Source organism: Delftia sp. WSY_7, from assembly GCF_043104845.1.
Lineage (GTDB): Bacteria > Pseudomonadota > Gammaproteobacteria > Burkholderiales > Burkholderiaceae_C > Comamonas > Comamonas tsuruhatensis.
In genome coordinates this window covers 1-22,537 of record NZ_JBICLB010000003.1, presented here as the reverse complement: position 1 = coordinate 22,537, position 22,537 = coordinate 1, and the positions used below count along the sequence as shown (strand labels likewise).

At 67.7% G+C, this 22,537-nt stretch carries 22 protein-coding genes; 10 read left to right on the top strand and 12 right to left on the bottom strand.

Going from position 1 to position 22,537, the window contains the following annotated elements; all coding sequences use genetic code 11:
• Positions 1–49: 49 nt before the first annotated feature.
• Positions 50–1,018: an NAD-dependent epimerase/dehydratase family protein gene (locus tag ACF8ME_RS01135; RefSeq protein ID WP_392414956.1), complete on the bottom strand. Its 969-nt coding sequence runs from the start codon at positions 1,016–1,018 to the stop codon at positions 50–52.
• 101 nt (positions 1,019–1,119) lie between these two features.
• On the opposite strand from ACF8ME_RS01135, the gene ACF8ME_RS01130 reads away from it, so the two are divergent.
• The gene (locus ACF8ME_RS01130; RefSeq protein ID WP_074923663.1) at positions 1,120–2,013 is read left to right on the top strand and encodes a LysR family transcriptional regulator; all 894 of its coding nucleotides are present in this window, start codon (positions 1,120–1,122) and stop codon (positions 2,011–2,013) included.
• A 27-nt stretch (positions 2,014–2,040) separates the two neighbouring features.
• Here ACF8ME_RS01130 and ACF8ME_RS01125 read toward each other — a convergent pair whose 3' ends face one another.
• The 4 genes from ACF8ME_RS01125 to xsc form a co-directional block, all read right to left on the bottom strand.
• Complete coding sequence (locus ACF8ME_RS01125) at positions 2,041–2,346, bottom strand: hypothetical protein (RefSeq protein ID WP_016450080.1); 306 nt, start codon at positions 2,344–2,346, stop codon at positions 2,041–2,043.
• 137 nt (positions 2,347–2,483) lie between these two features.
• Positions 2,484–3,530, bottom strand: coding sequence for a YeiH family protein (locus tag ACF8ME_RS01120; RefSeq protein ID WP_016450079.1), 1,047 nt, complete (start codon positions 3,528–3,530; stop codon positions 2,484–2,486).
• A complete protein-coding gene (locus tag ACF8ME_RS01115; protein WP_310043230.1) occupies positions 3,527–4,501 on the bottom strand; it encodes a bifunctional enoyl-CoA hydratase/phosphate acetyltransferase in 975 nt (324 codons plus the stop codon). The genes ACF8ME_RS01120 and ACF8ME_RS01115 overlap by 4 nt, the downstream gene beginning before the upstream one ends.
• A gap of 212 nt (positions 4,502–4,713) precedes the next feature.
• Positions 4,714–6,525 (bottom strand): sulfoacetaldehyde acetyltransferase, encoded by a 1,812-nt coding sequence (gene xsc, locus ACF8ME_RS01110; RefSeq protein ID WP_017407835.1) that lies wholly within the window; start codon positions 6,523–6,525, stop codon positions 4,714–4,716.
• A 131-nt stretch (positions 6,526–6,656) separates the two neighbouring features.
• Here xsc and ACF8ME_RS01105 point away from each other — a divergent pair, with 131 nt between their 5' ends.
• The 3 genes from ACF8ME_RS01105 to ACF8ME_RS01095 are packed head-to-tail and all read left to right on the top strand — an operon-like array spanning position 6,657 to position 10,135.
• Entirely contained in the window at positions 6,657–7,484 is an 828-nt protein-coding gene (locus ACF8ME_RS01105; RefSeq protein ID WP_012203918.1) for an IclR family transcriptional regulator, read from the top strand.
• Positions 7,477–8,454 (top strand): AAA family ATPase, encoded by a 978-nt coding sequence (locus ACF8ME_RS01100; protein WP_392414953.1) that lies wholly within the window; start codon positions 7,477–7,479, stop codon positions 8,452–8,454. The genes ACF8ME_RS01105 and ACF8ME_RS01100 overlap by 8 nt, the downstream gene beginning before the upstream one ends.
• Positions 8,444–10,135, top strand: a complete 1,692-nt coding sequence (locus ACF8ME_RS01095; RefSeq protein WP_392414952.1) for a cobalt chelatase — start codon at positions 8,444–8,446, stop codon at positions 10,133–10,135. Before ACF8ME_RS01100 ends, ACF8ME_RS01095 begins: the two co-directional genes overlap by 11 nt.
• A 57-nt stretch (positions 10,136–10,192) precedes the next feature.
• Here the strand turns inward: ACF8ME_RS01095 and ACF8ME_RS01090 are convergent, their stop codons facing one another.
• Both ACF8ME_RS01090 and ACF8ME_RS01085 read right to left on the bottom strand, forming a co-directional pair.
• Entirely contained in the window at positions 10,193–10,957 is a 765-nt protein-coding gene (locus ACF8ME_RS01090) for an alpha/beta fold hydrolase (protein WP_126312787.1), read from the bottom strand.
• A gap of 108 nt (positions 10,958–11,065) precedes the next feature.
• A complete protein-coding gene (locus ACF8ME_RS01085; protein WP_026063043.1) occupies positions 11,066–11,686 on the bottom strand; it encodes a hypothetical protein in 621 nt (206 codons plus the stop codon).
• Positions 11,687–11,772: 86 nt separating this feature from the next.
• Between ACF8ME_RS01085 and ACF8ME_RS01080 the strand changes: the two genes are divergently transcribed.
• The 4 genes from ACF8ME_RS01080 to ACF8ME_RS01065 all read left to right on the top strand — a co-directional run bounded on the left by ACF8ME_RS01080 (position 11,773) and on the right by ACF8ME_RS01065 (position 15,758).
• Positions 11,773–12,510 (top strand): YafY family protein, encoded by a 738-nt coding sequence (locus tag ACF8ME_RS01080; protein ID WP_223275176.1) that lies wholly within the window; start codon positions 11,773–11,775, stop codon positions 12,508–12,510.
• Positions 12,511–12,535: 25 nt separating this feature from the next.
• Positions 12,536–12,904, top strand: a complete 369-nt coding sequence (locus tag ACF8ME_RS01075) for a DUF2946 family protein (RefSeq protein ID WP_016450071.1) — start codon at positions 12,536–12,538, stop codon at positions 12,902–12,904.
• 123 nt (positions 12,905–13,027) lie between these two features.
• Positions 13,028–13,693, top strand: a complete 666-nt coding sequence (locus tag ACF8ME_RS01070) for an SCO family protein (RefSeq protein ID WP_034367807.1) — start codon at positions 13,028–13,030, stop codon at positions 13,691–13,693.
• Positions 13,694–13,919: 226 nt separating this feature from the next.
• Positions 13,920–15,758 (top strand): diguanylate cyclase domain-containing protein, encoded by a 1,839-nt coding sequence (locus tag ACF8ME_RS01065; RefSeq protein ID WP_047325975.1) that lies wholly within the window; start codon positions 13,920–13,922, stop codon positions 15,756–15,758.
• A gap of 181 nt (positions 15,759–15,939) precedes the next feature.
• On the opposite strand, the gene ACF8ME_RS01060 is transcribed toward ACF8ME_RS01065, so the two are convergent.
• The 3 genes from ACF8ME_RS01060 to ACF8ME_RS01050 form a co-directional block, all read right to left on the bottom strand.
• Positions 15,940–16,617, bottom strand: a complete 678-nt coding sequence (locus tag ACF8ME_RS01060; RefSeq protein ID WP_392414950.1) for a hypothetical protein — start codon at positions 16,615–16,617, stop codon at positions 15,940–15,942.
• Between the two features lie 248 nt (positions 16,618–16,865).
• Positions 16,866–17,633: a hypothetical protein gene (locus tag ACF8ME_RS01055; RefSeq protein ID WP_046240903.1), complete on the bottom strand. Its 768-nt coding sequence runs from the start codon at positions 17,631–17,633 to the stop codon at positions 16,866–16,868.
• 22 nt (positions 17,634–17,655) lie between these two features.
• Positions 17,656–18,120: a low molecular weight protein-tyrosine-phosphatase gene (locus ACF8ME_RS01050; RefSeq protein ID WP_209803437.1), complete on the bottom strand. Its 465-nt coding sequence runs from the start codon at positions 18,118–18,120 to the stop codon at positions 17,656–17,658.
• Between ACF8ME_RS01050 and ACF8ME_RS01045 the strand changes: the two genes are divergently transcribed.
• Together ACF8ME_RS01045 and ACF8ME_RS01040 are read left to right on the top strand one after the other, a co-directional pair.
• Positions 18,119–18,454 carry a hypothetical protein gene (locus ACF8ME_RS01045; RefSeq protein ID WP_392414948.1) on the top strand — a complete coding sequence of 112 codons (336 nt, stop codon included), beginning with the start codon at positions 18,119–18,121 and terminating at the stop codon, positions 18,452–18,454. The genes ACF8ME_RS01050 and ACF8ME_RS01045 overlap by 2 nt on opposite strands.
• Before the next feature lie 286 nt (positions 18,455–18,740).
• Positions 18,741–19,511, top strand: a complete 771-nt coding sequence (locus ACF8ME_RS01040) for a hypothetical protein (protein ID WP_392414947.1) — start codon at positions 18,741–18,743, stop codon at positions 19,509–19,511.
• Positions 19,512–19,552: 41 nt separating this feature from the next.
• Here the strand turns inward: ACF8ME_RS01040 and nirD are convergent, their stop codons facing one another.
• Both nirD and nirB read right to left on the bottom strand, forming a co-directional pair.
• Complete coding sequence (gene nirD / locus ACF8ME_RS01035; RefSeq protein ID WP_046987618.1) at positions 19,553–19,894, bottom strand: nitrite reductase small subunit NirD; 342 nt, start codon at positions 19,892–19,894, stop codon at positions 19,553–19,555.
• A 32-nt stretch (positions 19,895–19,926) separates the two neighbouring features.
• Positions 19,927–22,443, bottom strand: coding sequence for a nitrite reductase large subunit NirB (gene nirB / locus ACF8ME_RS01030; RefSeq protein WP_392414946.1), 2,517 nt, complete (start codon positions 22,441–22,443; stop codon positions 19,927–19,929).
• Positions 22,444–22,537: the final 94 nt, after the last annotated feature.

The following is a 22,537-nucleotide window of genomic DNA, read 5'->3' as shown; positions in this document are numbered from 1 at the left end:
CCTGACAGTTTTGCTGTCAGGGCTTTTTTTTTCGGGCTGCAGGCCAGGCTCAGGCCGCGGCCAAGTGTGAGTCGGCACTTGCCATGGCGGCGTTGAGCGTTGCGCATATGCCCTGCGCATAGGGCGTCTTGGCGATGGGGCCCAGCAGGGCGTGCAGGGCGGAGTCCTCCATGATCAGCGGATCGGTCAGCAGGTAGTGCATCTCGGCCAGCTCGCGCATGAAGGGGTTGAACAGGCCGGCCAGGCGCAGCGCGGTCTTTCCTGCAACGCGCAGCTTCAACGGCCTGCCGGTCAGGCGTTCGATCTCCGAGACGACGTCGCGCTGCGTGATCGCCCCCGCGCCGGCGAGGTGCCAGACCTTGCCGAAAGCCTGCGGCGTGCCGATCAGGCGCGCCACGACGGGGCCCACATCGGGCACATAGACAAACTCATGCGGCCGGTCCAGCGGGCCGACCATGTCGGCCCGGCCGCCACGGGCCGCCGCCTCGAAGGCTCCGTGCAGCAGGCTGTTGTGCACGCCCGGGCCGTAGAAGTCGGGCAGGCGCAGTACGGCGGCCTCGATGCGGCCCTGTGCGTGGGCCTGCAGCAGCAGGTCTTCCTGCGCCTTGCGCATGCGGCCCTTGAAGGTATGCGGGTTGCGTGGATGGTCTTCCTTCACGGCATGGGCCTGCGCCTTTCCATAGGGATAGACGGTGCCGATCAGTACGATGCGGCGCACGCCGGCGGCAATGGCGCCGTCCAGCGTCCTGCGCATGAGCTCGGGATGCAATGCGAACTGCCAGTAGTTCACGCCCACCAGGTAGACCAGCGTGTCCACGCCGTGGGCGGCAGCCTCGACGGAGCCGGTGCTGTCCGGGTTCCAGGGGACGATCTCGGCCAGCGGGTCGGCGCCGAAGGTCTGGCGCAGGCTGGCTTCGCTGCGGCCGACCACGCGGTAGGCGCGGCCCTGTTGTCTGAGCGCGGTGGCCAGGCTCTGGCCGATGGCGCCTGCGGCGCCGAAGAGTGCAATGGATGGCATGGGCTGGGTCCTGTGGTGACAGCCTCAGTGTCAGCAACCCGCTGCAAAAAGAAAATTGCCTAGAATTCTCTGGTGTCCATGCATAAATGAATGGATGAGTGATGTCGGAACCCCACTGGGAGTGGTATCGCAGTTTTTTGCAGGTGCTGGAGTCCGGGTCGCTGTCAGCGGCGGGCCGGGCCATGGGTGTGGCGCAGCCGACCGTGGGCCGCCACATCGACGGGCTGGAGTCGGCGCTGGGCCTGCAACTGTTCACCCGCTCATCCGATGGCTTCGCGCCCACGGAGGCGGCCTACGAGCTTCAGCCCTATGCAGCCAGCATGGCCGCGACGGCGGCCGCGCTGCGCCGCGTGGCGGCCAGCCATGGCTCGGGCGTGCGCGGCACGGTACGGCTGACGGCCAGCGAGGTGGTGGGCGTGGAGGTGCTGCCGCCTGTGCTTGCGCAATTGCGCGCGGCACACCCTGAACTGGGCATCGAGCTGGTGCTGTCCAACGCGGTGGATGACCTGTTGCGCCGCGAGGCCGACGTGGCCGTGCGCATGTTCCGGCCGCAGCAGGAGGCGCTGGTGGCACGCCATATCGGCGCCATCGAGCTGGGGTTGCATGCCCATGAAAGCTATCTGTCCGCACGCGGCGTGCCGGAATCGCTGGAGGACCTGGCCGGGCATTCGCTCATCGGCTTCGACCATGAAAGCGCCCTGATCCGAAAGATGCAGCAGCAGTTTCCCATGCTCACGCGCGAAGGCATGGCGCTGCGCTCTGACAGCGACCTGGCCCAGCTGGGCGCCATCCGCGCGGGCTTTGGCATTGGCGTGTGCCAGTCGGCATTGGCGGCCCGGGAGCCGGACCTGGTGCGGGTGCTGCCCCAGGCGTTTTCATGGAAGCTCGATACCTGGGTGGCCATGCACGAGGACCTGCGCAAGAGCGAGCGCTGCGCCGTGGTCTTCAAGGCCGTGGCCCAGGCGCTGACGGCCTATGCCAGAGGCGGTGCCTGACGCCCGGCACCCAGGGGCACTTGTGCTTCAGCCGGCGTGCAGCAGGCAGGAGCGCGCGAGATGGCGCAGCGTGGACTTTCTGCGCTGGGTGGCGACAAAGGACTGGCAGTTGTGGGCGATGTAGGCGGCCATGACCACGGTCAGGCTGGCGATGGCCCACAGCGGAATGGGCAGCAGGGAATCGAGCAGCACCGCGCACACGGCCAGCATCGACAGGCAGGGCAGCAGCCGCAGCAGGGCGGCTTGCCGGGGTTGCTGATTGCGCAGCAGGGTGAGGACTTGGGTGGCGGTCAGCCTGCGGAATCTGCCGGCTTGCTTGCGAAAAACGTTCACGGCGCGGTAGGGCGTTGATGTGGATCAAAAATTTGTGTGCAAATGTATCATCTTGGTGCATGCCCATCAAGCGATGTGTGGCGCCATGACAAAGGCCCGCGCAGGGCGGGCCTCTTGCGGCAATGCCTGTGCAGGCGTCAGCGCATCTCGATCTCGATGGCGATCAGCACGAAGGCCGCCATCCACAGCGTCTCCACCACCAGCAGCGCAAAGGGTCGCCAGCCTGCCTGGGCCAGTTGCTGGAACGAGGTCTTCAGGCCCAGTGCCGCAATGGCCAGCACCAGACAGTTGCGCGACAGGTCGCTCAACTGGTGCTGCAGGCCCGGCGGTACCCAGCCCAGCGAGTTGATGGCCACCAGCGCGACGAACACCCACAGGAACCAGGGCACCAGGCCCGGCTTCTTGCCGTGGTGCTGCTCGGCCGCCGCCTCGCGCTGGCGCTTGAACAGGGCCGAGACCATGACCACCACCACGGCCAGCATGGACACGCGGAACAGCTTGACGATGGTGGCGTAGTCGCCCGTGGCCTGGTCGATGGTGTAGCCCGCGCCCACCACCTGGGCCACGTCGTGGATGGTGCCGCCGATGAACAGGCCCGCCAGCTCGGGCGGCAGATGCAAGGCGCGCGCCACCAGCGGGTACAGCACCATGGCGGCCGTGGACAGCACGGTGACCGTGACCACCACGGTCAGCGTGAAGCGGTCGCTGTCCTTGTCGCGCGGCAGCACCGACGAGATGGCCAGCGCCGCCGAGGCGCCGCAGATGGCCACCGCGCCGCCCGACAGCACGCCCTGCGGGCGCGTCAGGCCCAGGCGCCGGCCCAGCAGCGTGCCGCACAGCAGCGTGGTGACCACGGCGGCGATAACGATCAGCGCCGTGGTCCAGCCCAGGCCCGCGATCTGCGTGGCCGTGATGCGCGCACCCAGCAGGCCCACGCCCAGGCGCAGCACGCCGCGCGCGCAGAACTCGATGCCGGGCTTGGCGCGCGCGTCCTGGCTCAGGAAGTGGAAGGCCACGCCGAAGAACAGCGCGAACAGCAGCTGCGGCCCGCCATGCAGCGTGGAGACGAAGGTCGCCGCCAGCGCGATCACGCCCGACAGGCCCGTGCCGGGCAGGAGCCTGAGCCACTGCAGCATGCGCGGCACGGGCGCCTGCGCAGCCACCTGTGCTTGGACCTGGCTCATGACTGCTCCTTGCCGCCCGCCGCGCTGGCCAGCACGGCCAGCGCGCAGGACGCAATGCGGCTGGCCACCGAGTCCGAACGGCTGGTCAGCACGATGGGCACGCGCATGCCCAGCACCAGGCCCGCGCATTCGGCGTCGGCCATGTAGACCAGCTGCTTGTAGATCATGTTGCCGGCCTCCAGGCTGGGCACCAGCAGCACGTCGGGCTGGCCGGCCACATCGGAGACGATGCCCTTGTGATGCGCCGAGCGCAGCGAGATGGCGTTGTCATAGGCCAGCGGCCCGTCGAGGATGGCGCCGCTGATCTGCCCCCGGTCGGCCATCTTGCACAGCGCGGCCGCGTCGATGGTGCCGGGAATGGCGGGGTTGACCGTCTCCACCGCCGAGAGCACGGCCACGCGCGGCCGGGCAATGCCGATGGCACGGGCCAGGTCGATGGCGTTCTGCGCAATGTCGCGCTTGTCCATCAGCGTGGGGAAGATGTTGACCACGCAATCGGTCATCAGCAGCGGGCGCTCGAAGCCCGGCAGGTCCATCACGAACACATGGCTGGCGCGGCGGCTGCCGCGCAGGCCGGCCTCGCGCGCCACGGCGGCGCCCAGCAACTCGTCGCTGTGCAGGCTGCCCTTCATCAGCGCGCGCGCCTGGCCGCTGCCGCACAGCGCCGCCGCCTGGGCAGCCGCCGCGCGTGGATCGTCGGCTGTGGAGTGGATGGATGCGCCCGCCAGGTCCAGCCCGGCCGCCTGGGCCGCCGCCCGGATGCGTGCCTCGGGGCCGACCAGCAGCGGCGTGATCAGGCCCGCCTGCGTGGCCTGCATGGCGGCCTGCAGCGAGCCCGCATCACAGGGATAGGCCACGGCCACGGGAATGGGGCCTTGCGCCTTGGCCTGGTCGAGCAAGTGCTGGAGATGGGGACGGGGCGTGGCGGGCGCATCATCGGCGGCCACGGCAAGTGAAAGTGGGGGGACCATGAAAGCTCCTGCGGGAAAGTACAGGGCCCGGCGCGAGCAACGCAGGGAATCTGGGAATCGGCTTTCGAGGGCCTTGCGCTTCACCCAGGCGCATGAAACCGGCGCGGCCCATCCCAGGGACACCGAGGAAGGGCCGCCCCGCACCGAGGGTGTCGTCCCCCTCCCCCGCGCAGCGGGTAGAGAGGGGGAAGGCGCGTCAGCGCCTCAGGGGGTTAGACAAAGTCCTTGTACTTTTCGAGGAAGCGCACGGGCTTGGAGAGCGCATCGCGGCGGAACGGGTCACCCAGTTCGCGCGTGCACATCACCTCGATCACGCAGGTCTTGCCGTGGTTCATCTGCAGGTCGATGGCCTTCTTCAGCGCCGGGCCCACGTCCTCGATCTGGTCGACCACGATGCTCTCGGCGCCCATGGCGCTGGCAATGGCTGCGAAGCTCTCGCTTTCCAGCTCGCCGGCCACGAAGCGGCGGTTGTAGAAGTCCACCTGGTTCTTCTTCTCGGCGCCCCACTGGCGGTTGTGGAAGACCACGGCCGTGACGGGAATGTCATGGCGCACGGCGGTCATGATCTCCACCATGCTCATGCCCCAGGCGCCGTCGCCGGCGTAGGCGATGGCCGGGCGGTCGGGCGCCGCGCACTTGGCACCGATGATGGTGGGCAGGGCATAGCCGCAGTTGCCGAAGCTCATGGGCGCGAAGAAGCTGCGCGGCTCGTCGAAGCGCAGGTAGCTGTTGGCCACGGAGTTGATGTTGCCGATGTCGGTGGAGACCATCACGCGCGGCGGCATGGCCTTTTCCAGCTCGCGCAGCACCTGGCGCGGATGCAAGTACTGGCCGCCCGTGGGCGTGCGCTCGCCCTTGGCCTCTTCGATCATGTCCAGGCTGTAGGGGTCGCGCTCATGCGTCCACTCGTCCAGCTCCTTCTCCCAGGCCGCCTTCTCGGTGGCGATGGTGTCGGCGCGCGCGGCCTTGGTGGCGTCGCAGGCCAGGGTCTGGCCCTGCAGGCGGCGGCCCAGCTCGCGTGCCACGGCCTTGGCGTCGCCGTGGATGCCCACCGAAATCTTCTTGACCAGGCCCAGGTTGGTGTGGTCGGCCTCGACCTGGATGATCTTGGCGTTCTTGGGCCAGTAGTCCATGCCGTGCTGGGGCAGGGTGCCGAAGGGGCCCATGCGCGAGCCCAGCGCGATCACCACGTCGGCCTGGGCGATGAGCTTCATCGCGGCCTTTGAGCCCTGGTAGCCCAGCGGGCCGGCCCACAGCGGGTGCTTGGCGGGGAAGGCGTCATTGCGCAGATAGCCCGTGACCACGGGTGCGCCCAGGCGCTCGGCCAGCTGCCTGCACTCCTCGACCGCATCGCCCATGACCACGCCGCCGCCGGCCAGGATCACGGGGAACTTGGCCGTGGCCAGCAGTTCCGTGGCGGCCTGCAGGCTGTTTTCGCCGCCCGAGCCGCGTTCCACGCGCATGGGCTTGGGGATTTCGCACTGCACTTCGCCATAGAAGTAGTCGCGCGGAATGTTCAGCTGGGTGGGGCCCATCTCGGAGATGGCGCGGTCAAAGCAGCGGGCCGTGAACTCGGCCATGCGCTTGGGGTTGCAGACATGGCCCTGGTACTTGGTGAACTCCTGGAACATGGGCAGCTGGTTGGCTTCCTGGAAGCCCCCCAGGCCCATGCCCATGGTGCCGGTCTCGGGCGTGATCATGACCACGGGGCTGTGGGCCCAGTAGGCGGCGGCGATGGCGGTCACGCAGTTGCTGATGCCGGGGCCGTTCTGGCCGATCACCACGCCGTGGCGGCCCGAGACGCGCGCATAGCCGTCGGCCATGTGGGCCGCGCCCTGCTCGTGCACCACGGGGATCAGGCGGATGCCGGCGGGCGCGAAGATGTCCATGGCATCCATGAAAGCCGAGCCCATGATGCCGAACATCTCCGTGACGCCGTTGGCCACGCAGGTCTCCACAAAGGCTTCGGAAGGGGTCATCTTCTGGACGCCTTCGACCACCGTACGATTGTTGGCTGCAGTCATGTTGTCTCCTTGAAAATGGAACTTAATGTTCCGAAAAAAGAAATTACGGCGCAAGTCTAGGACTGACTTCGCCTGGATGTCAAACAAATTTCTTTTTTCGGAACAAATTGACTCGAAAAATTGAAAAACATATGATGACCAACACCATGAACACCCGTGACCCCATCCCTGCCCGTATCGATGGCGACACGCCCAACCTGCGGCTGTTCGCCCTGCTGGAGGCCATTGCCCAGAAGAACGAGCCCTTCACGCTGCAGACCATGGTCGAGGAGACAGGCCTGCCCAAGCCCACCATGCACCGCATGCTCCAGCAGCTCGAGGGCGCGGGCATCCTGCAGCGCGAGGGCAATGGCCGGCACTACGGCACGGGCCGGCGCCTGATGCGGCTGGCCGAAAGCGTGCTGCTCAACAACACCACGCATGGCGCGCGCCACGCGGTGCTGGCGCAACTGGTGCGCGACATCGGCGAGAGCTGCAACATCACCGCCTTCTCGGGCAGCGAGGTGCTCTACCTGGACCGCGTGGAGACGCCCGCGCCGCTGCGCTTTTATCTGCACCCGGGCTCGCGCGTGCCGGCCCATTGCTCGGCCACGGGCAAGCTGTTCCTGAGCCAGATGGCGCCCGCGCAGCGCAGGCGGCTGCTGTCGGCCGTGCCGCTGGAAGGCTTCACGGCCAATACGTTGACGGCCTTCGACGCGCTGGACGCCGAACTGGACCAGGTGCGCGCCCAGGGCCATGCCTTCGACAACGAGGAATTCCTGCCCGGCCTGCTGTGCCTGGGCGTGCTCGTGCCCTCCATCCAGGGCGGCCCCTCGAACATGGGGCTGGCCGTGCAGGCGCCCATCATGCGTTTCACGCGCGAGCGGGCGCTGTCCTTTCTTCCCCAACTGCGCGCGGCGGCCGAGGCGATTGCGCGCATCAACGACGAAGTCCCCCCGGGAGCCCCTGACGATGACTGAGCTGACCCTGATGCATCCCACGCGCACGCTTGGCGTGCGCGAGACCTTCGGCCTGGACACCGACATGCAGGTGCCGGCCTTTGCCGAACGCAGCGAGCATGTGCCGGCCGTGGACCCGGCCTACCGCTTCAACCCGCAGGCCACGCTGGCCATCCTGGCGGGCTTTGCGCACAACCGGCGCGTGGTCATCCAGGGGCTGCACGGCACGGGCAAGTCCACCCATATCGAGCAGGTGGCGGCGCGGCTGAACTGGCCCTGCGTGCGCGTCAACCTCGACGGGCACATCAGCCGGCTGGACCTGGTGGGCAAGGACGCCATCGTGCTGCAGGAGGGCCGCCAGGTCACGCAGTTCCAGGAAGGCATCCTGCCCTGGGCGCTGCAGCGGCCCGTGGCCCTGGTCTTCGATGAATACGACGCGGGCCGGCCCGACGTGATGTTCGTCATCCAGCGCGTGCTCGAACGCGAGGGCAGCTTCACCCTGCTGGACCAAAAGCGCGTGCTCCAGCCGCATGCGCAGTTCCGCCTCTTCGCCACCATGAACACCCTCGGCCAGGGCAACCTCATCGGCCTGTACCACGGCACGCAGATGCTCAACCACGCCCAGCTGGACCGCTGGAACCTGGTCACCAGCCTGGACTACCTGGCGCCGGCCGAGGAAGCCGCCATCGTGCTGGCACGCGTGCCGCAGTTGGCCACGCCGCAGGGGCGCGAACAGGTGGCCGCCATGGTGGCGCTGGCCGCGCTCACGCGCAAGGGCTTTGCGGTGGGCGACCTGTCGCTGCTGATGTCGCCGCGCACCGTCATCACCTGGGCCGAGAACGCGCAGATCTTCCATGACCTGCGGCTGGCCTTCGAGCTGTCCTTCCTCAACAAGTGCGAGCCGGCCGAGCGGGCCATCGTGGCCGAGTACTTCCAGCGCTGCTTCGGCCAGGAACTGGCGCTGCGCGACGAGCCCGTCCATGCCTGCTGAGGCATCCCCCTCGCTGGCCCGCATGGAGGCCTGGGGCGGGGCGCTGCTGCGCGCCATGGCGGGCGATGCCTCGCTGCAATGGAGCGGGCAGACGCTGTACCGGGGCACGGCGCCCGTGGTGCTGGCTGCCGCCCACCAATCCGATGTGCCGGCCCGATTGGCCGACCAGCGCGGCCTGCTCGACGGTGCCAGCCTGCGCCTGCGCCTGAGCGATGCCGCGCTGCACGCGCGCCACCTGCCCGGCGACCCGGTCGAGCGGCTGGTGTTCGAACTGCTGGAGCAGTTGCGCGTGGAAAGCCTGGCGCCCGAGGAATGGCCCGGTGCACGCGCCAACCTGCATGCGCGCTTTGTGCACTGGAGCCAGGCCTTTGCCGATTCGGGCCTGACCGAAAGCAGCCTGGGCATCCTGCTGTTCACCGTGGCGCTGACCGCCTGGAGCCGCCTGAGCGGCCATGAGCCGCCCGATGCCCTGGCCGACCTGGCCGAGGCCACGCGCGCCGGCCTGTCGGGCCAACTGGGCGCGCAGTGGGCCCTGCTGCGCCGCCACCGGCAGGACCAGCAGGCCTTCATTGCGCCGGCCCTGGCCATCAGCCGCTGGGTGGGCCAGGCCGTGCGGTCAGCCCAGGAGGAGGCGCCGCGCGGCGCTGGCGGGCCGCGCCGGCGGGGCAGCTTCGCGCTGCCGCTGCACTTTGAATCGCAAAGCCTGGATGCGCCGCCCGTGGCGCTCAGCGGCGACAGCCGCGCCTGGGCCGGCTCGGCCCACAGCTACCGCGTGTTCACGCGCGCCTATGACCGCGAGGCGCAGGCCACCGAGCTGATCCGCGCAGCGCAACTGGCCGAGTTCCGCGAGCAGATGGATGAGGAACTGGCGCGCAGCGGCTTGCACGCGGGCCGGCTGGCCCGCCACCTGCAGCAGCGCCTGGCCGTGCCGCGCCACGACGGCTGGCAGTTCGGCCTGGAGGATGGACACCTGGATGCAAGCCGGCTGGCGCAACTGGTCAGTGATCCGCAGCAGCGCGCCATCTTCAGGAACGAGCTGCCGCACCCCGTCAGCGATGCGGCCGTGGCCATCTTGCTGGACTGCTCGGGCTCGATGAAGGCGCATGCGCGCCCGCTGTCCCTGCTGGTGGACCTGCTGGGCCGCGCGCTGTCCATGGCCGGCGTGCCGGTGGACGTGCTGGGCTTTTCCACCCAGGCCTGGAACGGCGGCCGCGCCCGCCGCGACTGGCAGCGCGCGGGCCAGCCCCACATCCCGGGCCGGCTCAACGAGCGGCTGCACATCGTCTTCAAGGATGCCGCCAGACCCTGGCGCCACGCCCGCCACGGCGTTGCCGCGCTGCGCAGGCCCGACCTCTTTCGCGAGGGCGTGGACGGCGAGGCCGTGGAATGGGCCTGCGAGCGGCTGCTGGCGCGGCCCGCGCAGCGCCGCATCCTGCTCGTCATCTCGGACGGCTGCCCCATGGACACGGCCACGCACCAGGCCAACGACGAGCACTACCTGGACCAGCACCTGCGCCAGGTCATCGCCCGGCACGAGCGCGCGGGCGATGTTCAGATCCGCGCGCTGGGCGTGGGCCTGGACCTGGGCGTGTTCTACCGGCGCAGGCTGGCCGTGGACCTGCGCGAGCAGATCGATGAGGCCTTGCTGATGGACGTGGCGGAGTTGATCTGCCGGCCGTGATGCCGGCCTGCTAGCGGCGTCGCTCAGCGACCATTCCGTCCGGGCAGGGCGGCAGATCTAGCGGATCTGCGCGACAAAGTCGCTCACCAACTGCGCAAATTCCACCGGCATTTCCACGGCACTCAAATGCGCGGCGGGCAGCGACACCAGCTGCGCGCCCGGAATCTGCGCCTGCATGTCTTCGGACAGGGAAGGGGGCGTGGCCTCGTCGCGGCTGCCTGCAATGACCAGCGCGGGGCAGGCGATGCGCCGGTTGCTCTCGCGCAGATCGATGCCGCCCACGGCCGCACAGGCCGCCGCATAGGGCGCGGCCGCCGTGGCCTCCAGCCCGGCGCGCAAGGCTGCCACTCGGGCGGCCTGCCCGGCGCGGAATTCGGGCGTGAACCAGCGCTGCATGGCGCCATCGGCAATCGCGGCCACGCCCTGGGCGCGCACCGTGGCAATGCGCGCCTGCCAGCCTGCGCGCGCGGCCTCGTCGTAGTAGCTGGCCGAATTGGCGATGGTGATGCTGCGCACCAGTGCCGGATGGCGCGCGGCCAGGGCCTGGGCCGTCATGCCGCCCATGGACAGGCCCACGAAGTGCACCGGCCCCTGGCCCAGCGCCTCGATCACGCCGGCTGCGTCGTCGGCCAGGTCGTTCATGTCGAAGGCCTCGCCGATGGCGGGCGAGCGGCCATGGCCCCGGTGGTCGTAGCGCACCACGGTGAAGCGGTCTTGCAGGGCCTGGGCCACGCCGTCCCACATCTGGAGGTCACAACCGAGCGCGTGGCTCAGAACGAGGGCCGGGCCTTGGCCCTGCTGCACAACATGGAGTTTCGACATGGCGGTCACTGCTTGGGGAAAAGGCGATTATGGGATGGCCGGTGCAGGCTGGCGGATACGGATACCACGCATATCCGGCATCCGGCCAAGGCGCGGCGATGGCAGCGCTCAGGCCACCCTGTCCCAGAACTGCAGCTGTGCCGACCCCGGCGCGATCAGTTCCAGATAGTCCTGGCAGGCCGGATCGAACGGTCCCTGGCCCCACTTGCTGCACAGCTGGTGGGCGCGGCCGGCGCTGTCGGCCAGCACCACGTCGGCATACAGGCCGGGGTCGTGGGCGCTGCGCATCACGCCATGGGCCGTGAAGCCGGGCTCATTCCGGTACAGGCCATCGGCCATGCGGTGCGCGGCGGCGGCCAAGGCATGGGAATCGGCGCCGGGGCGCAGCCGGAACAACGAGAACTCCATGCCTTGCGGCAGCCCATGTTCCCCGCCGTGGCTGAACACGCTGGCGCCCAGCAAGGGAGGATGCTCCACGCGCATCAGCCCGAAGTAGGCCGCGCAGGCAGCCGACCGGCCGGCCTGCGCCAGGGCGGCACGGGCCGCCTCCTGTGATTGCCAGGTGACGACATCCGCATAGCGCCCCTGGCCCAGCTGGACCAGATGGCGTGACAGGCATCCGCCCTGCACATCCAGGAACTGGTGCTGCATGGCGCTGGCGGCTTGCAGCAGGGTGTTTTCCGTCACACCGGGCAGCAGGCTGAACGCTGCCCATTCGATGACTTGCATGGCATTTCTCCGTGGATTGAACATGCCGCCCATGGTCCCTGCATCGCTGCCATTCAATGGCGGTCAATTGCGCCATGATGCCGGCCATGAAACCGCGCACGCTGCCCGCCCGTCTGTCCCGGCTTGACGCCCTTTCCCAGCGCCTGTCCGATGGCGCCGTGCACGGCGTGGCGGCGCTGTCCGAGGAACTGGGCGTCAGCCAGCGCACGCTGGCGCGCGACTTGTCGTTGCTCAGGCAGCAGGGCTGGGAGCTGGACAGCTCCTCGGGCAGGGGCGGCGGTGTCCGCGTGGTCCATCGCTGGCCCTCCGGCCGCGTGACGCTACGGGGTGACGACGCACTGGAGCTGCTGATGTCCCTGGCGCTGTCGGAAGCCCTGGGCCTGTCGCTGGCGGGGCGTCATGGCGAACTGCGCCGCCAGTTCGCGCGCTGCTTTGCGCCGGCCGATCGCGCAGATATCGCGCAACTGCGCCAGCGCATCCGCGTGGCCTCGCCGGTGTCCGTCGAAGTCCAGGCTTCGCTGCGCGAGCGTGCGCAGGGCGTGGAGGCGCGCGCCAGCGTCTACCAGGCATTTGCACAGCAATGGATGCTGGCCTTGACCTACCTGGACGGACGCCAGCGCCGCAGCGAGCGCGTGGTGGAGCCGCAATGTCTGCTGCTGGCCTGGCCGTTCTGGTACCTGCTGGCCTGGGACTGCGAGCGCGAGGGCGTGCGCACCTTCCGGCTGGACCGCATCGTGCAGGCGCGTCGCGGCGGACAGCGCTTTCAGGTGCGCGACCCGGCCCGGTTTTGGGCCGCCTGCGACGAGGTCGGCGTGGCCCTGTGACGGCCTGCCCCCATAATCCCCAGCCATGCAAGCCCTGCGCAACTCCGTCCCACTGGCCCGCCTGGTCATGGCGTGGTTCGCGCTGACGCTGGGCCTGGCCATTGCATCGCCCCTGGTGCACCCCCAGGCCATGGAGCTGGTCTGCACGGCTGGCGGCAGCGTCAGGCTGGTCGTGGTCAACGGTGAAGAAGGACAGGCGGTGTCTGCCCAGCATTCGCTGGACTGCCCTCTGTGCCTGGCGGTGACGCCGCCGCCGGCGCATGTCCCTCCCTCCTGGGCGCAACTGCAGCCGATGGGCCGCGCGCTGCAGCCCATCGTCTCTGCCCGCATTGCCTCCCTGGTCGGCGCGCCGCTGCCGCCGCGCGGGCCTCCCTTGTTGCTGTTGATCGCCTGAGCCCTTGGCTGCTTGCAGCGCTGTCCCGCGCTGTCTGGCCGCTGGCCTGTCTCAGAACATTGCCGCACCGGCCGGGCGCAGCCTTGGCGGCGCGGCTTCGCCAAGATTCCACGCAGGGATGCCATGTTCCGTTTCGATTGCCATGCGGCGCCGCAGCGCGCCGCCGATTTTTCTTCGACCCTCCCATCCGTTGCTTCCGTCGCCCTGTCTCGCCGTGCCTGCCTTGGCGGCGGCCTGGCCGCACTGGCGCTGCTGGCCGGCTGCAAGCCCGCCGCCGTACCGTTCAAGGGCATAGACCTGACCGGCGCCCAGTACGGCCGGGACTTCCGCCTGCGCGATGCCGATGGCCGCGAGCGCACGCTGGCCGACTTCAAAGGCCAGGCCCTGATGGTCTTTTTCGGCTTCACCCAATGCCCCGATGTCTGCCCCACGGCGCTGACGCGCGCCCTGGAAATACGCCAGCTGCTGGGGCCCGATGGCCAGCGCCTGGCCGTGGCCTTCATCACTATCGACCCCGAGCGCGATACGCCCGAGGTGCTCAAGGCCTATGTGGGCGCCTTCGATCCCGGCTTTGTCGCGCTGCGCGGTGACGAGGCGCAGACGGCCGAGGTCGCCAGGGAATTCAAGGTCTTCTACAAGAAGGTGCCCACGGGTGCGTCCTACACCATGGACCACTCGGCCATCACCTATGTCTTCGATCCCGAGGGCCGGCTGCGCGTGGCGTTCCGCCATGAGCAGGACGCACAGGACTGCGCAGCCGACCTGCGGCAGATCCTGCAGGCTGCATGACGGCTCTGCACTTTCTCAGGAGGCCGGCGCAACAGGCCTTTGCGCAGCGGCCCTCGCCCTGGCCCAGGCAGCGACCATTCTTGCGGGGGTGAAGGTACGCCAGCGGCGCGAGCGCCGTTGCCATCGGTCAAAACCTTGTCTGGATCGTCCCGTCCTTGTGCTAAAAATGTGCGGCTCCATCCACCCGGACGCTCATCCAGCCAGACGGAAAGGGACACCCGGCGCCATGAAGACGCTTCTTTCTGACAAGGTGCTGCGGCGCCTGGTGCTTGGCAACCTGCTGGTCGCCGGCCTGCTGGGCCTGGCCACCTGGCTGAGCCTGCGCGCCAACCACCAGGCCGACTTGGACCTGGGCGTGGCTGTCACCCAGAACCAGGCCCGCAGCCTGAGCCTGGAGCTGACGGCCGAGATGCGGCTGGTGGACAACGCACTGGCCACCGTGGCAGGCCGCTACCGCAGCCGGGGCCTGGACGGCGACGATGTGGCGGCCCTCGCCCTCTATGAAATCCTGCAGGAGCAGCGTGCCCTGCTGCCCTTCGTCACCGCGCTGCGCGTTACCGACGCCAAGGGCCAGGTGCTGCTGACGGCCAACGAGGAAGAGCCCCCGTTTTCCGTGGCCGACCGCAGCTACTTCGAGCGCGCGCGCCACTCCGACCGCATGGTGATCTCCGATCCGCTGGTCAGCCATTCCTTCAACAAATGGGCCATCGTGATGGCACGCCGGCTGCAGTCCGGGGACGGGGATTTCAAGGGCATCGTCTATGCCGTGGTCTCGGCCACGCATTTCCAGTCGCTGTTTCGTCGCCAGGCCTTCGGGCCCGACAGCGCCATTGCGCTGCGCTCGGACAAGGACCTGCTGGTGGCCCGCTACTCGGCGGCCGATCCGTGGTCGGTGGCCGGCATTGGCGGCTCTGCGGTCTCCAGCGAGTACCACCATGCCCTGGCCGGCAACCGGGACAGCGGCTGGTACATCACGCCCACGGTGATGGACGACGTGGAGCGCATCACGGCCTACCAGCGGCTGGCCGGCTATCCCCTGACCGTCTTCACGGGCCTGGGCACACAAAGCTACCTGGCCGCATGGCGTGCATCGGCCTGGCGCGCCTGGGCACTCACGGGTCTCAGCATGGCACTGATCGCGCTGGGCTCGGTCAGCCTCTACCTGCTGCAGCAGCGCGAGCGCGTGGCGCGCATCCGGCTTGCCGAGCTGCTGCGCCAGCAGGAACTGTTCATGGACAACGACCTCATCGGCATCGCCCGCCTGCGCGAGCGCCGGCTGCTGTGGACCAACCAGGCCCTGCAGCGCATGCTCAAGCGCCCGGCCGGCGAGCTGCAGGGCACCTCGGCGCGCATCCTCTACCCGGATGAGGAAACCTATGAACGCTCCGGCGAGCTGGCCTATGGCGCACTGCGCTCCAGCGGCAAATGCCATGCCCAGATGCAGCTGAAGACCAGCGATGGCAGCCTGCTCTGGGTCGATGTCAGCGGCGCAGGCCTGGCCGATGGCGAATCGATCTGGGTCTTCGTGGACATAGACGCGCTCAAGCGTGACGAGCAAGCCGCGCAGCACCAGGCGCTGCACGACGTGCTGACCGGACTGGCCAACCGCCGCGCACTGCAGGCCCGGCTGCAGCGCCAACTGGCCCAGGCCTGCGGACCGGGGCAACTGGCCGTCTGCTTCATGGACCTGGACGGCTTCAAGCAGATCAACGATACCGAAGGCCACGATGCCGGCGACGAAGTGCTGCGCATCGTCGCCCGCCGCCTCACTACCCAGGCCCGCGAAACCGACTGCGTGGCCCGCATGGGTGGAGACGAATTCGTGCTGCTGCTGGGCGAACTGGCCTCGGCCAACGACGCCCTTCAGGCCATGCAGCGCTGCCTGGCCTCCATCTGCCAGCCCATCCGCCTGGAAAACGGTGCCACCGTCCAGGTCGGCGCCAGCATCGGCATCGCCCTCAATGCCGCCCGGGAAAACACCACCCAGCTGCTGCAGCGCGCCGACGAGGCCATGTATGCGGCCAAGCGCGCGGGCAAGGGGAGGGTGGTGGTGGCGGGCGGGTAGGGACTTGGGGGCTATGCCGCCGTTGTGATTGCGGCAGTTGTCTGGGCGGGGGAGGCCGTGGGCTCAACAAGGCAAGGCCTTGAATGCCGAACCAAAAGTCACCGCCGGGGCGGTCACCAAAGGCCGGGCGGCAGACCCGGCCTTTTCTTTTCTTGCTTTCGTTTTTCAGCGCTCGGCCTCTTCAATCCATATCCGGATCCTCGTCGCAGCCCGAGCCATTGACGGAGCACATGGAACCTATCTTGATTTTCCGCATGGGCTGCTTGGCCAGCCTTTCACAGCGCGACATTTGCTCGGCATACATATCGTCCATGTGCGTGCCGTCAATCATGATCACCCCATTGCGAATGATGGGCTTTGCCTGACCATCGGCAAGGGCGAAGGCCATTTTCCTGAGAAGAAAACCGGCATGGTGGCAAGGGCCGAGGGCCATGGCAATCCTGGTCATTTCAGGATCAGGAACGCGATTTTTGGCCTGCGTCAGGCTGTCCATCTTTTCCATGAAAGCCCCATCGTTCTGCGCGATCTGCCCCACCAGCTTGGTCATGCCCGCCTGATTGCGCTTTTTCACAAGATCCGCGATCTGGTCCTCCAGGCGTCTTGCCGCAGCGGCATCACCGAATGCAGCCAGAGAGGCAGATAGTGCATCGTTCTCGGCCGCCGATGCTCCGTTCGGCACACACAGTACAGCGCTCGCAGCCAGCAAGGCGGCCATGATCCGGCGAGTCCGGATTGGGCCTTGCGGTCGCAGGCGTCCTCCCAATGCAATGGTGTTCATGTTCTTTGAAGATGGATTGAAATGAAAAATCTCCATTGCACAGGTGCAGTGGAGAAGAATGGCTTGGGCGGGAATGGCCAAGCCGCCGAACTCTATCTCAATATGCGAATGGATAGCCAGGCATCAGCCAGTCAATTGCTTTGTCGCACCACCAGCTCATGACCCAGATCCAGGCTTGGCGATTCCCCGGCCTCTGCGCGCATCCATTGCAGCAGCATGCGCGCACCTTCGGTGCCCACGCGGCCAAGCGTGCGGGCAAGGGGCGGATTGTGGTGGCGGGTGGGGAGGGCTATGGAGGCCGTGGTGCCGGGGCAAGTGGGGCCGTGGGCTCAACAAGGCAAGACCTCGAATGCCGAGCCAAAAGACGACGCAAGGCCGTTGATGGCCCGTGTGCACACGCGTGCCCGGTTGAATGCGATGTCGCACAGCAGCGCGATGGCAAAGGCCAGATAGGCCATGTAGGCCAGGCCGATGTAGCTGCCAAACACAATGGTGTGCAGCCAGTCCTGTGCGAACAGATACAGCATGGCAGTCACCGCTGAGGCGGTCACCAGCACGATGGCGGGCAGGGCCAGCTGCAGCCCCGCCCGCCTGCGTCGCGCCGTCACGCCGGTCAGGGCCAGAAACACCAGCGCATTGGACGCAGTGAAGATCCTGAACTCCCGCAGCAGGCTGGCCGTGGTCTGGTGGTAGGCCGACTCGATGAATTCCACCAGCCGGGCGCGCATCTGGATCAGCGATGCCAGCTGGGTGGCTTGGCGCTGCTGCATGTAGACGGCATTGCGCTTGCGGCATTCGCAGTCGGCGCGGCGCATGTCGGTCATGACCGAAGCCAGCTTGTCGGGGATGCCTGCCTCGATCTCGCGCCGCACTGCGGCGATCTCGCTATCTGTCCTGCCAAGCGCTTTCTGGGCCAGGTCCGCCATGCGCGAGCCTGTCAGCGTGTCCAGCTGGGTGCCCAGCCTGTGCTCGATCTCGATGCGGATGATCTCCTTGCCCAGGTTCTCGACCAGCAATGGCGAGGAAAACGAGAGCACGAAGGCCGATCCGAACAGAACCGTGCCCACGATGCCGAAAACCAGGATGAGAGCCCGCATATCGTCGCAGTGCAGTGGCTTGTCAGCGCTTTTGCGGCGCCATGCCCAGCGTGGCCAGCAGCCCCCTGCAGCCGTCCTCCACCAGGTCCAGCACGTCCTCGAAACCCCGGTCGCCGCCGTAATAGGGGTCGGGCACTTCGCGTGCGGAGTGCTCGGTGCAGAAGTCCGTCAGCCGCTGTACGCGGTGCCATTCGGACTCGGGGCAGATCCTGCGCGCGGCAGATTCGTTGGCGCCATCCATCACCAGCACCTGGTCGAATGCCATGAAGTCCTCGGCCCGCAGCTGCCGCGCGCGCTGCTGCGAAAGGTCATAGCCGCGCCGCGCGGCATGGGCCTGGGAGCGGCGGTCGGGTGCCTCGCCCACGTGGTAGCCGTGCGTGCCTGCGGAGTCCACTTCGATGCGGCCCGCCAGGCCCGCGTCGGCCACCATTTTCTCGAGCACGCCGTGGGCCGTGGGGCTGCGGCAGATGTTCCCTGTGCAGACCATGAGGATTCTTTTCCTCTTGGTGGCTGGCCTGCTGCCAGCTGACTGTTCCCGAATCTGTTCCATAAATCTCCCTGTGGGTAACGGGCTTCACGACATCTGGATGGCCTGCGATGCCCAGGTGCTCGCCGGCATTTTCCACGCCCCGCACCTGATCTGCCGGGCCGCTTATGCTGCGCCCATGGTGGAACTGCTTTGTTTCTGGATGGCCCGGGTGGGTGCGGCCCTGCTGGAGTTGCGGTTGCTGCGCAGCAGCGACGGCGGCTTCAGGGTGATGGTCATCACGGCGGCCATCGTGGTCATCGTGTGCCTGGCGTTGCTGTCCTTTCACGCCTGAGCCCGCAGTCCCGGGTACCGTCGTGCCGGTTGTCAGGGGTCCGCGCCATGGGCAGCTGACGAACCCAATGCAGCGCCATCTCGCATTCCAGTGCGGATGCTTCGATCACGGCGCAGGCGAGGCATCAAACATGGGCGGCCGCTTTCCCGGCTCGGCACGCCCGAACGTCTCGGGCACGCAAAAGTGGACGACACGCTCCAGACATAAACGCTCGCCAGTCATTAATTGGCTGTGAATTTCTATTGATTAAATCAATTGAGATCCCTGAAATTTCCACGATATATTTTTGACGTTTCTTCCCGAGACAATGGATTGGAATAGTTGCTTCATTGATTCTGTTTTTATCTTCATTCAGCCACTGAAGGAAAGATTGATGAGAATAAGACCTTTAGTTGCCAGCGTATGCCTTTCCTTCTCAGGCCTTGGATCTGCATGGGCAGATACCCAGTACACCTATGCCGGCGTCAACTACAACGATGCCCATGCCCCTTACACCACAGCCATGAGCCTCAGCGGCTCGATGGTCCTGCCTGCGACCCTGCCGGCCAGCCAGACGGACATCGTCATCGGCCCGGGAACGTCCTACCCGATCAGCAGTTGGTCGTTCAGCGACGGCGTGAATACCTATACGCAGGCCAATGCGCAGATCATGGCTGGTATTTCGATCGGTGATCCGCCACGCTTCAAGGTTTCTACCGATGGCAGCGGCAATATCACTGCCTGGAACCTGGCGATGGTTTCACCTGCTGCGCCCCATGTCCCAGGCCAGCCGGTGGACGTTTTCAATATCGCCTCAGGCTCGGGGGACATCGCTGGTGACCATTCGGACACCACATGCGTCTTGTTGAATGGCAATGTGTGCAGCCAGGTGCTTGATGGTGGTACAGGATTCACTTTTTCGCCTGCCCAAGGCAGCTGGAGCATGCAACCCTACATTCCCCCGCAGCCCGGCCCGGTGGCGGTGCCGCTGCTGGGGTGGCCTGCGCTGCTGGCGCTGATGGGCGGCGTGGCCGGTCTTGCAGCGTGGCAACGGCGCAGGGATGGTGTGGGAAGGTAGGCACGCAGGACCTTCCTGCGCGGCTGTGCTCCGCACGAATCTCAATGCAGCGCCACCATCAACTGCCCGTTCTCATTGCGCACCGCATGCGCGCGCACGGAGTGCTCGGGCGCTTCCAGGCATTCGCCGGTGGACAGGTCGAAGTGGTGCTTGTAGATGGGCGAGGCGACGACGACGCGCTCGCCCAGGCTGCCGACCAGGCCGCGCGCGAGCACGCTGGCGCCGCAGCGCGGGTCCACGTTGTCTATGGCGTAGAAGCGGTCGTCGCCGATGCGAAAGACCGCCACATGGCGGCCCTGGACGAGGGCGCAGACGCCCGTGTCGGGGACGATGTCCTGGGTGGCGCAAACGGGCAGCCAGTGTTCTTGGGAGGCATGTGCCATGGCGGGTCCTTGTCGCGGGTCTCTAGGGGGTGTCAGGCCGTGGCCTCGCTGCGCTCCTCGGCGCGCGCCGGGCGGATCTGGCCGCGCTCCTGCACGAAGACGATGTGCTCGTCGGGCTGGTCGCTGTTGATGAAGCTGCGAAAGCGCTGGCGCACTTCGGGCGTGGTGACGGCGGTCTTCCACTCGCACTGGTAGGTGTCCACCACATGCTGCATCTGGGCCTCGAGTTCTGCGCCCAGGCCCAGGCTGTCGTTGACCACCACGTCCTTGAGGTAGTCCAGGCCGCCTTCCAGGTTTTCGCGCCAGGTGCTGGTGCGCTGCAGGCGGTCGGCCGTGCGCACGTAGAACATCAGGAAGCGGTCGATGAGCTGCAGCAGCCTGTCCTTGGACAGGTCGGAGGCGATCAGCTCGGCATGGCGCGGCTTCATGCCGCCGTTGCCGCAGACGTAGAGGTTCCAGCCCTTGTCGGTGGCGATCACGCCCACGTCCTTGCCCTGGGCCTCGGCACATTCGCGCGTGCAGCCCGAGACGCCGAACTTGATCTTGTGCGGCGCGCGCAGGCCCTTGTAGCGGTTTTCCAGCTGCACGGCCAGGCCCACGCTGTCGTCCACGCCGTAGCGGCACCAGGTGGAGCCCACGCAGCTTTTGACGGTGCGCAGCGACTTGCCGTAGGCATGGCCGGACTCGAAGCCGGCCGCGATCAGCTCCTCCCAGATCAGCGGCAGCTGCTCCACGCGCGCGCCGAACAGGTCCACGCGGGCGCCGCCCGTGAGCTTGGTGTACAGGCCGTATTTCTTGGCCACCTGGCCGACGGCGATCAGGCCGTCCGGCGTGACTTCGCCGCCGGGCATGCGCGGCACCACGGAGTAGCTGCCGTCCTTCTGGATGTTGCCCAGGTAGTAGTCGTTGCTGTCCTGCAGGCTGGCGAGCTGCGGCTGCAGCACGAACTCGTTCCAGCACGAGGCCAGGATGCTGGCCGCCAGCGGCTTGCAGACATCGCAGCCCAGGCCCTTGCCGTGTCGGTGCAGCAGCTCGTCGAAGGTCTTGATGTCGCCCACGCGCACCAGGTGGTACAGCTCCTGGCGAGAGTGCGGGAAATGCTCGCAGACATGGTTGTTGACGGCCATGCCGCGCCGGGCCATCTCGGCCTTCATGACCTGGGTGGCCAGGGGCACGCAGCCGCCGCAGGTGGCGCCGGCCTGGGTGCAGGACTTGAGCTCGGCCATGGTGCAGGCGCCTTCGCCCACGGCCGCGCAGATCTGCGCCTTGGTGACGTTGTTGCACGAGCAGATCTGCGCCGTGTCGGGCAGGGCGTCCACGCCCAGGCCGGGCCTGGCCTTGCCGTCGCTGGAGGGCAGGATGAGGAACTCGGGCTCCTCGGGCAGGGCGATGCTGTTGAGCGTCATCTGCAGCAGCGTGCCGTACTCATCGGCATTGCCCACCAGCACGGCGCCCAGCAGCTGGCGGCCGTCCTCGCTGACCACGATCTTCTTGTAGACCTGCTTGCGCTCGTCGATGAACTGGTAGTTGCGGCTGCGCGGCGTCTTGCCCTGGGCGTCGCCGATGCTGGCCACATCCACGCCCATGAGCTTGAGCTTGGTGCTGAGATCGGCCCCGCCGAAGGCGGCCTCGGCCTCGCCCGCAATGTGGCGTGCCGCCACGCGCGCCATGTCGTAGCCGGGTGCCACCAGGCCGAAGGTCTGCTCGCGCCAGGAGGCGCATTCGCCAATGGCGTAGACGCTGCGGTCGCTGGTGCGGCAATGGTCGTCCACGGCCACGCCGCCGCGCGGGCCTATGGCCAGGGCGCACTGGCGCGCGATCTCGTCGCGCGGGCGGATGCCGGCGGAGAAGACGATCATGTCCGTCTCCAGGTGCGTGCCGTCGGCAAACACCATGCGGTGGCGTGCCGTGGCGCCGTCGGTGATCTCCAGCGTATTGCGGCCCGTGTGCACCTGCACGCCCAGGTCCTCGATCTTGCTGCGCAGCACGCGGCCGCCGCCGTCGTCCACCTGCACGGCCATCAGGCGCGGGGCGAACTCGACCACATGGGTCTCCAGGCCCAGGTCGCGCAGGGCCTTGGCGCATTCCAGGCCCAGCAGGCCGCCGCCCACCACCACGCCGACGCGTGATTTCGCGGCCGAGGCCTGCATGGCCTCCAGGTCCTCGATGGTGCGGTAGACAAAGCAGTGCGGCCGGTCGCGCCCCGGCACGGGCGGCACAAAGGGCGCCGAGCCCGTGGCCAGCACCAGCCGGTCGTAGGGGATGACTTCGCCATCGGCCGTGGTCACGGTGCGCTCGCGCCGCTCCACGGCTGCCGCCCTGGCCGCCAGGCGCAGCGTGAAGCCGCTGGCCTCGAAGAAGCCGGGCGCCACCAGGCTCAGGTCCTCGGCGCTCTTGCCGGAGAAGAATTCCGACAGGTGAACACGGTCGTAGGCGGCGCGCGGCTCCTCGCACAGCACGGTGACGTTCGCATCTGCCACCCCCAGGGCATGCAGCTGCTCGAGAAATTTGTGGCCCACCATGCCGTGGCCGATCACAACGATGTTCATCTGGCGTCCTGCGTTGCGCATCCAGTGTTTTGCGGGCCGCAGGCCAGGGCCGGCGGGTCAGGGCTGCCAATGCAAGTGCCGTGCCAGCACCGCT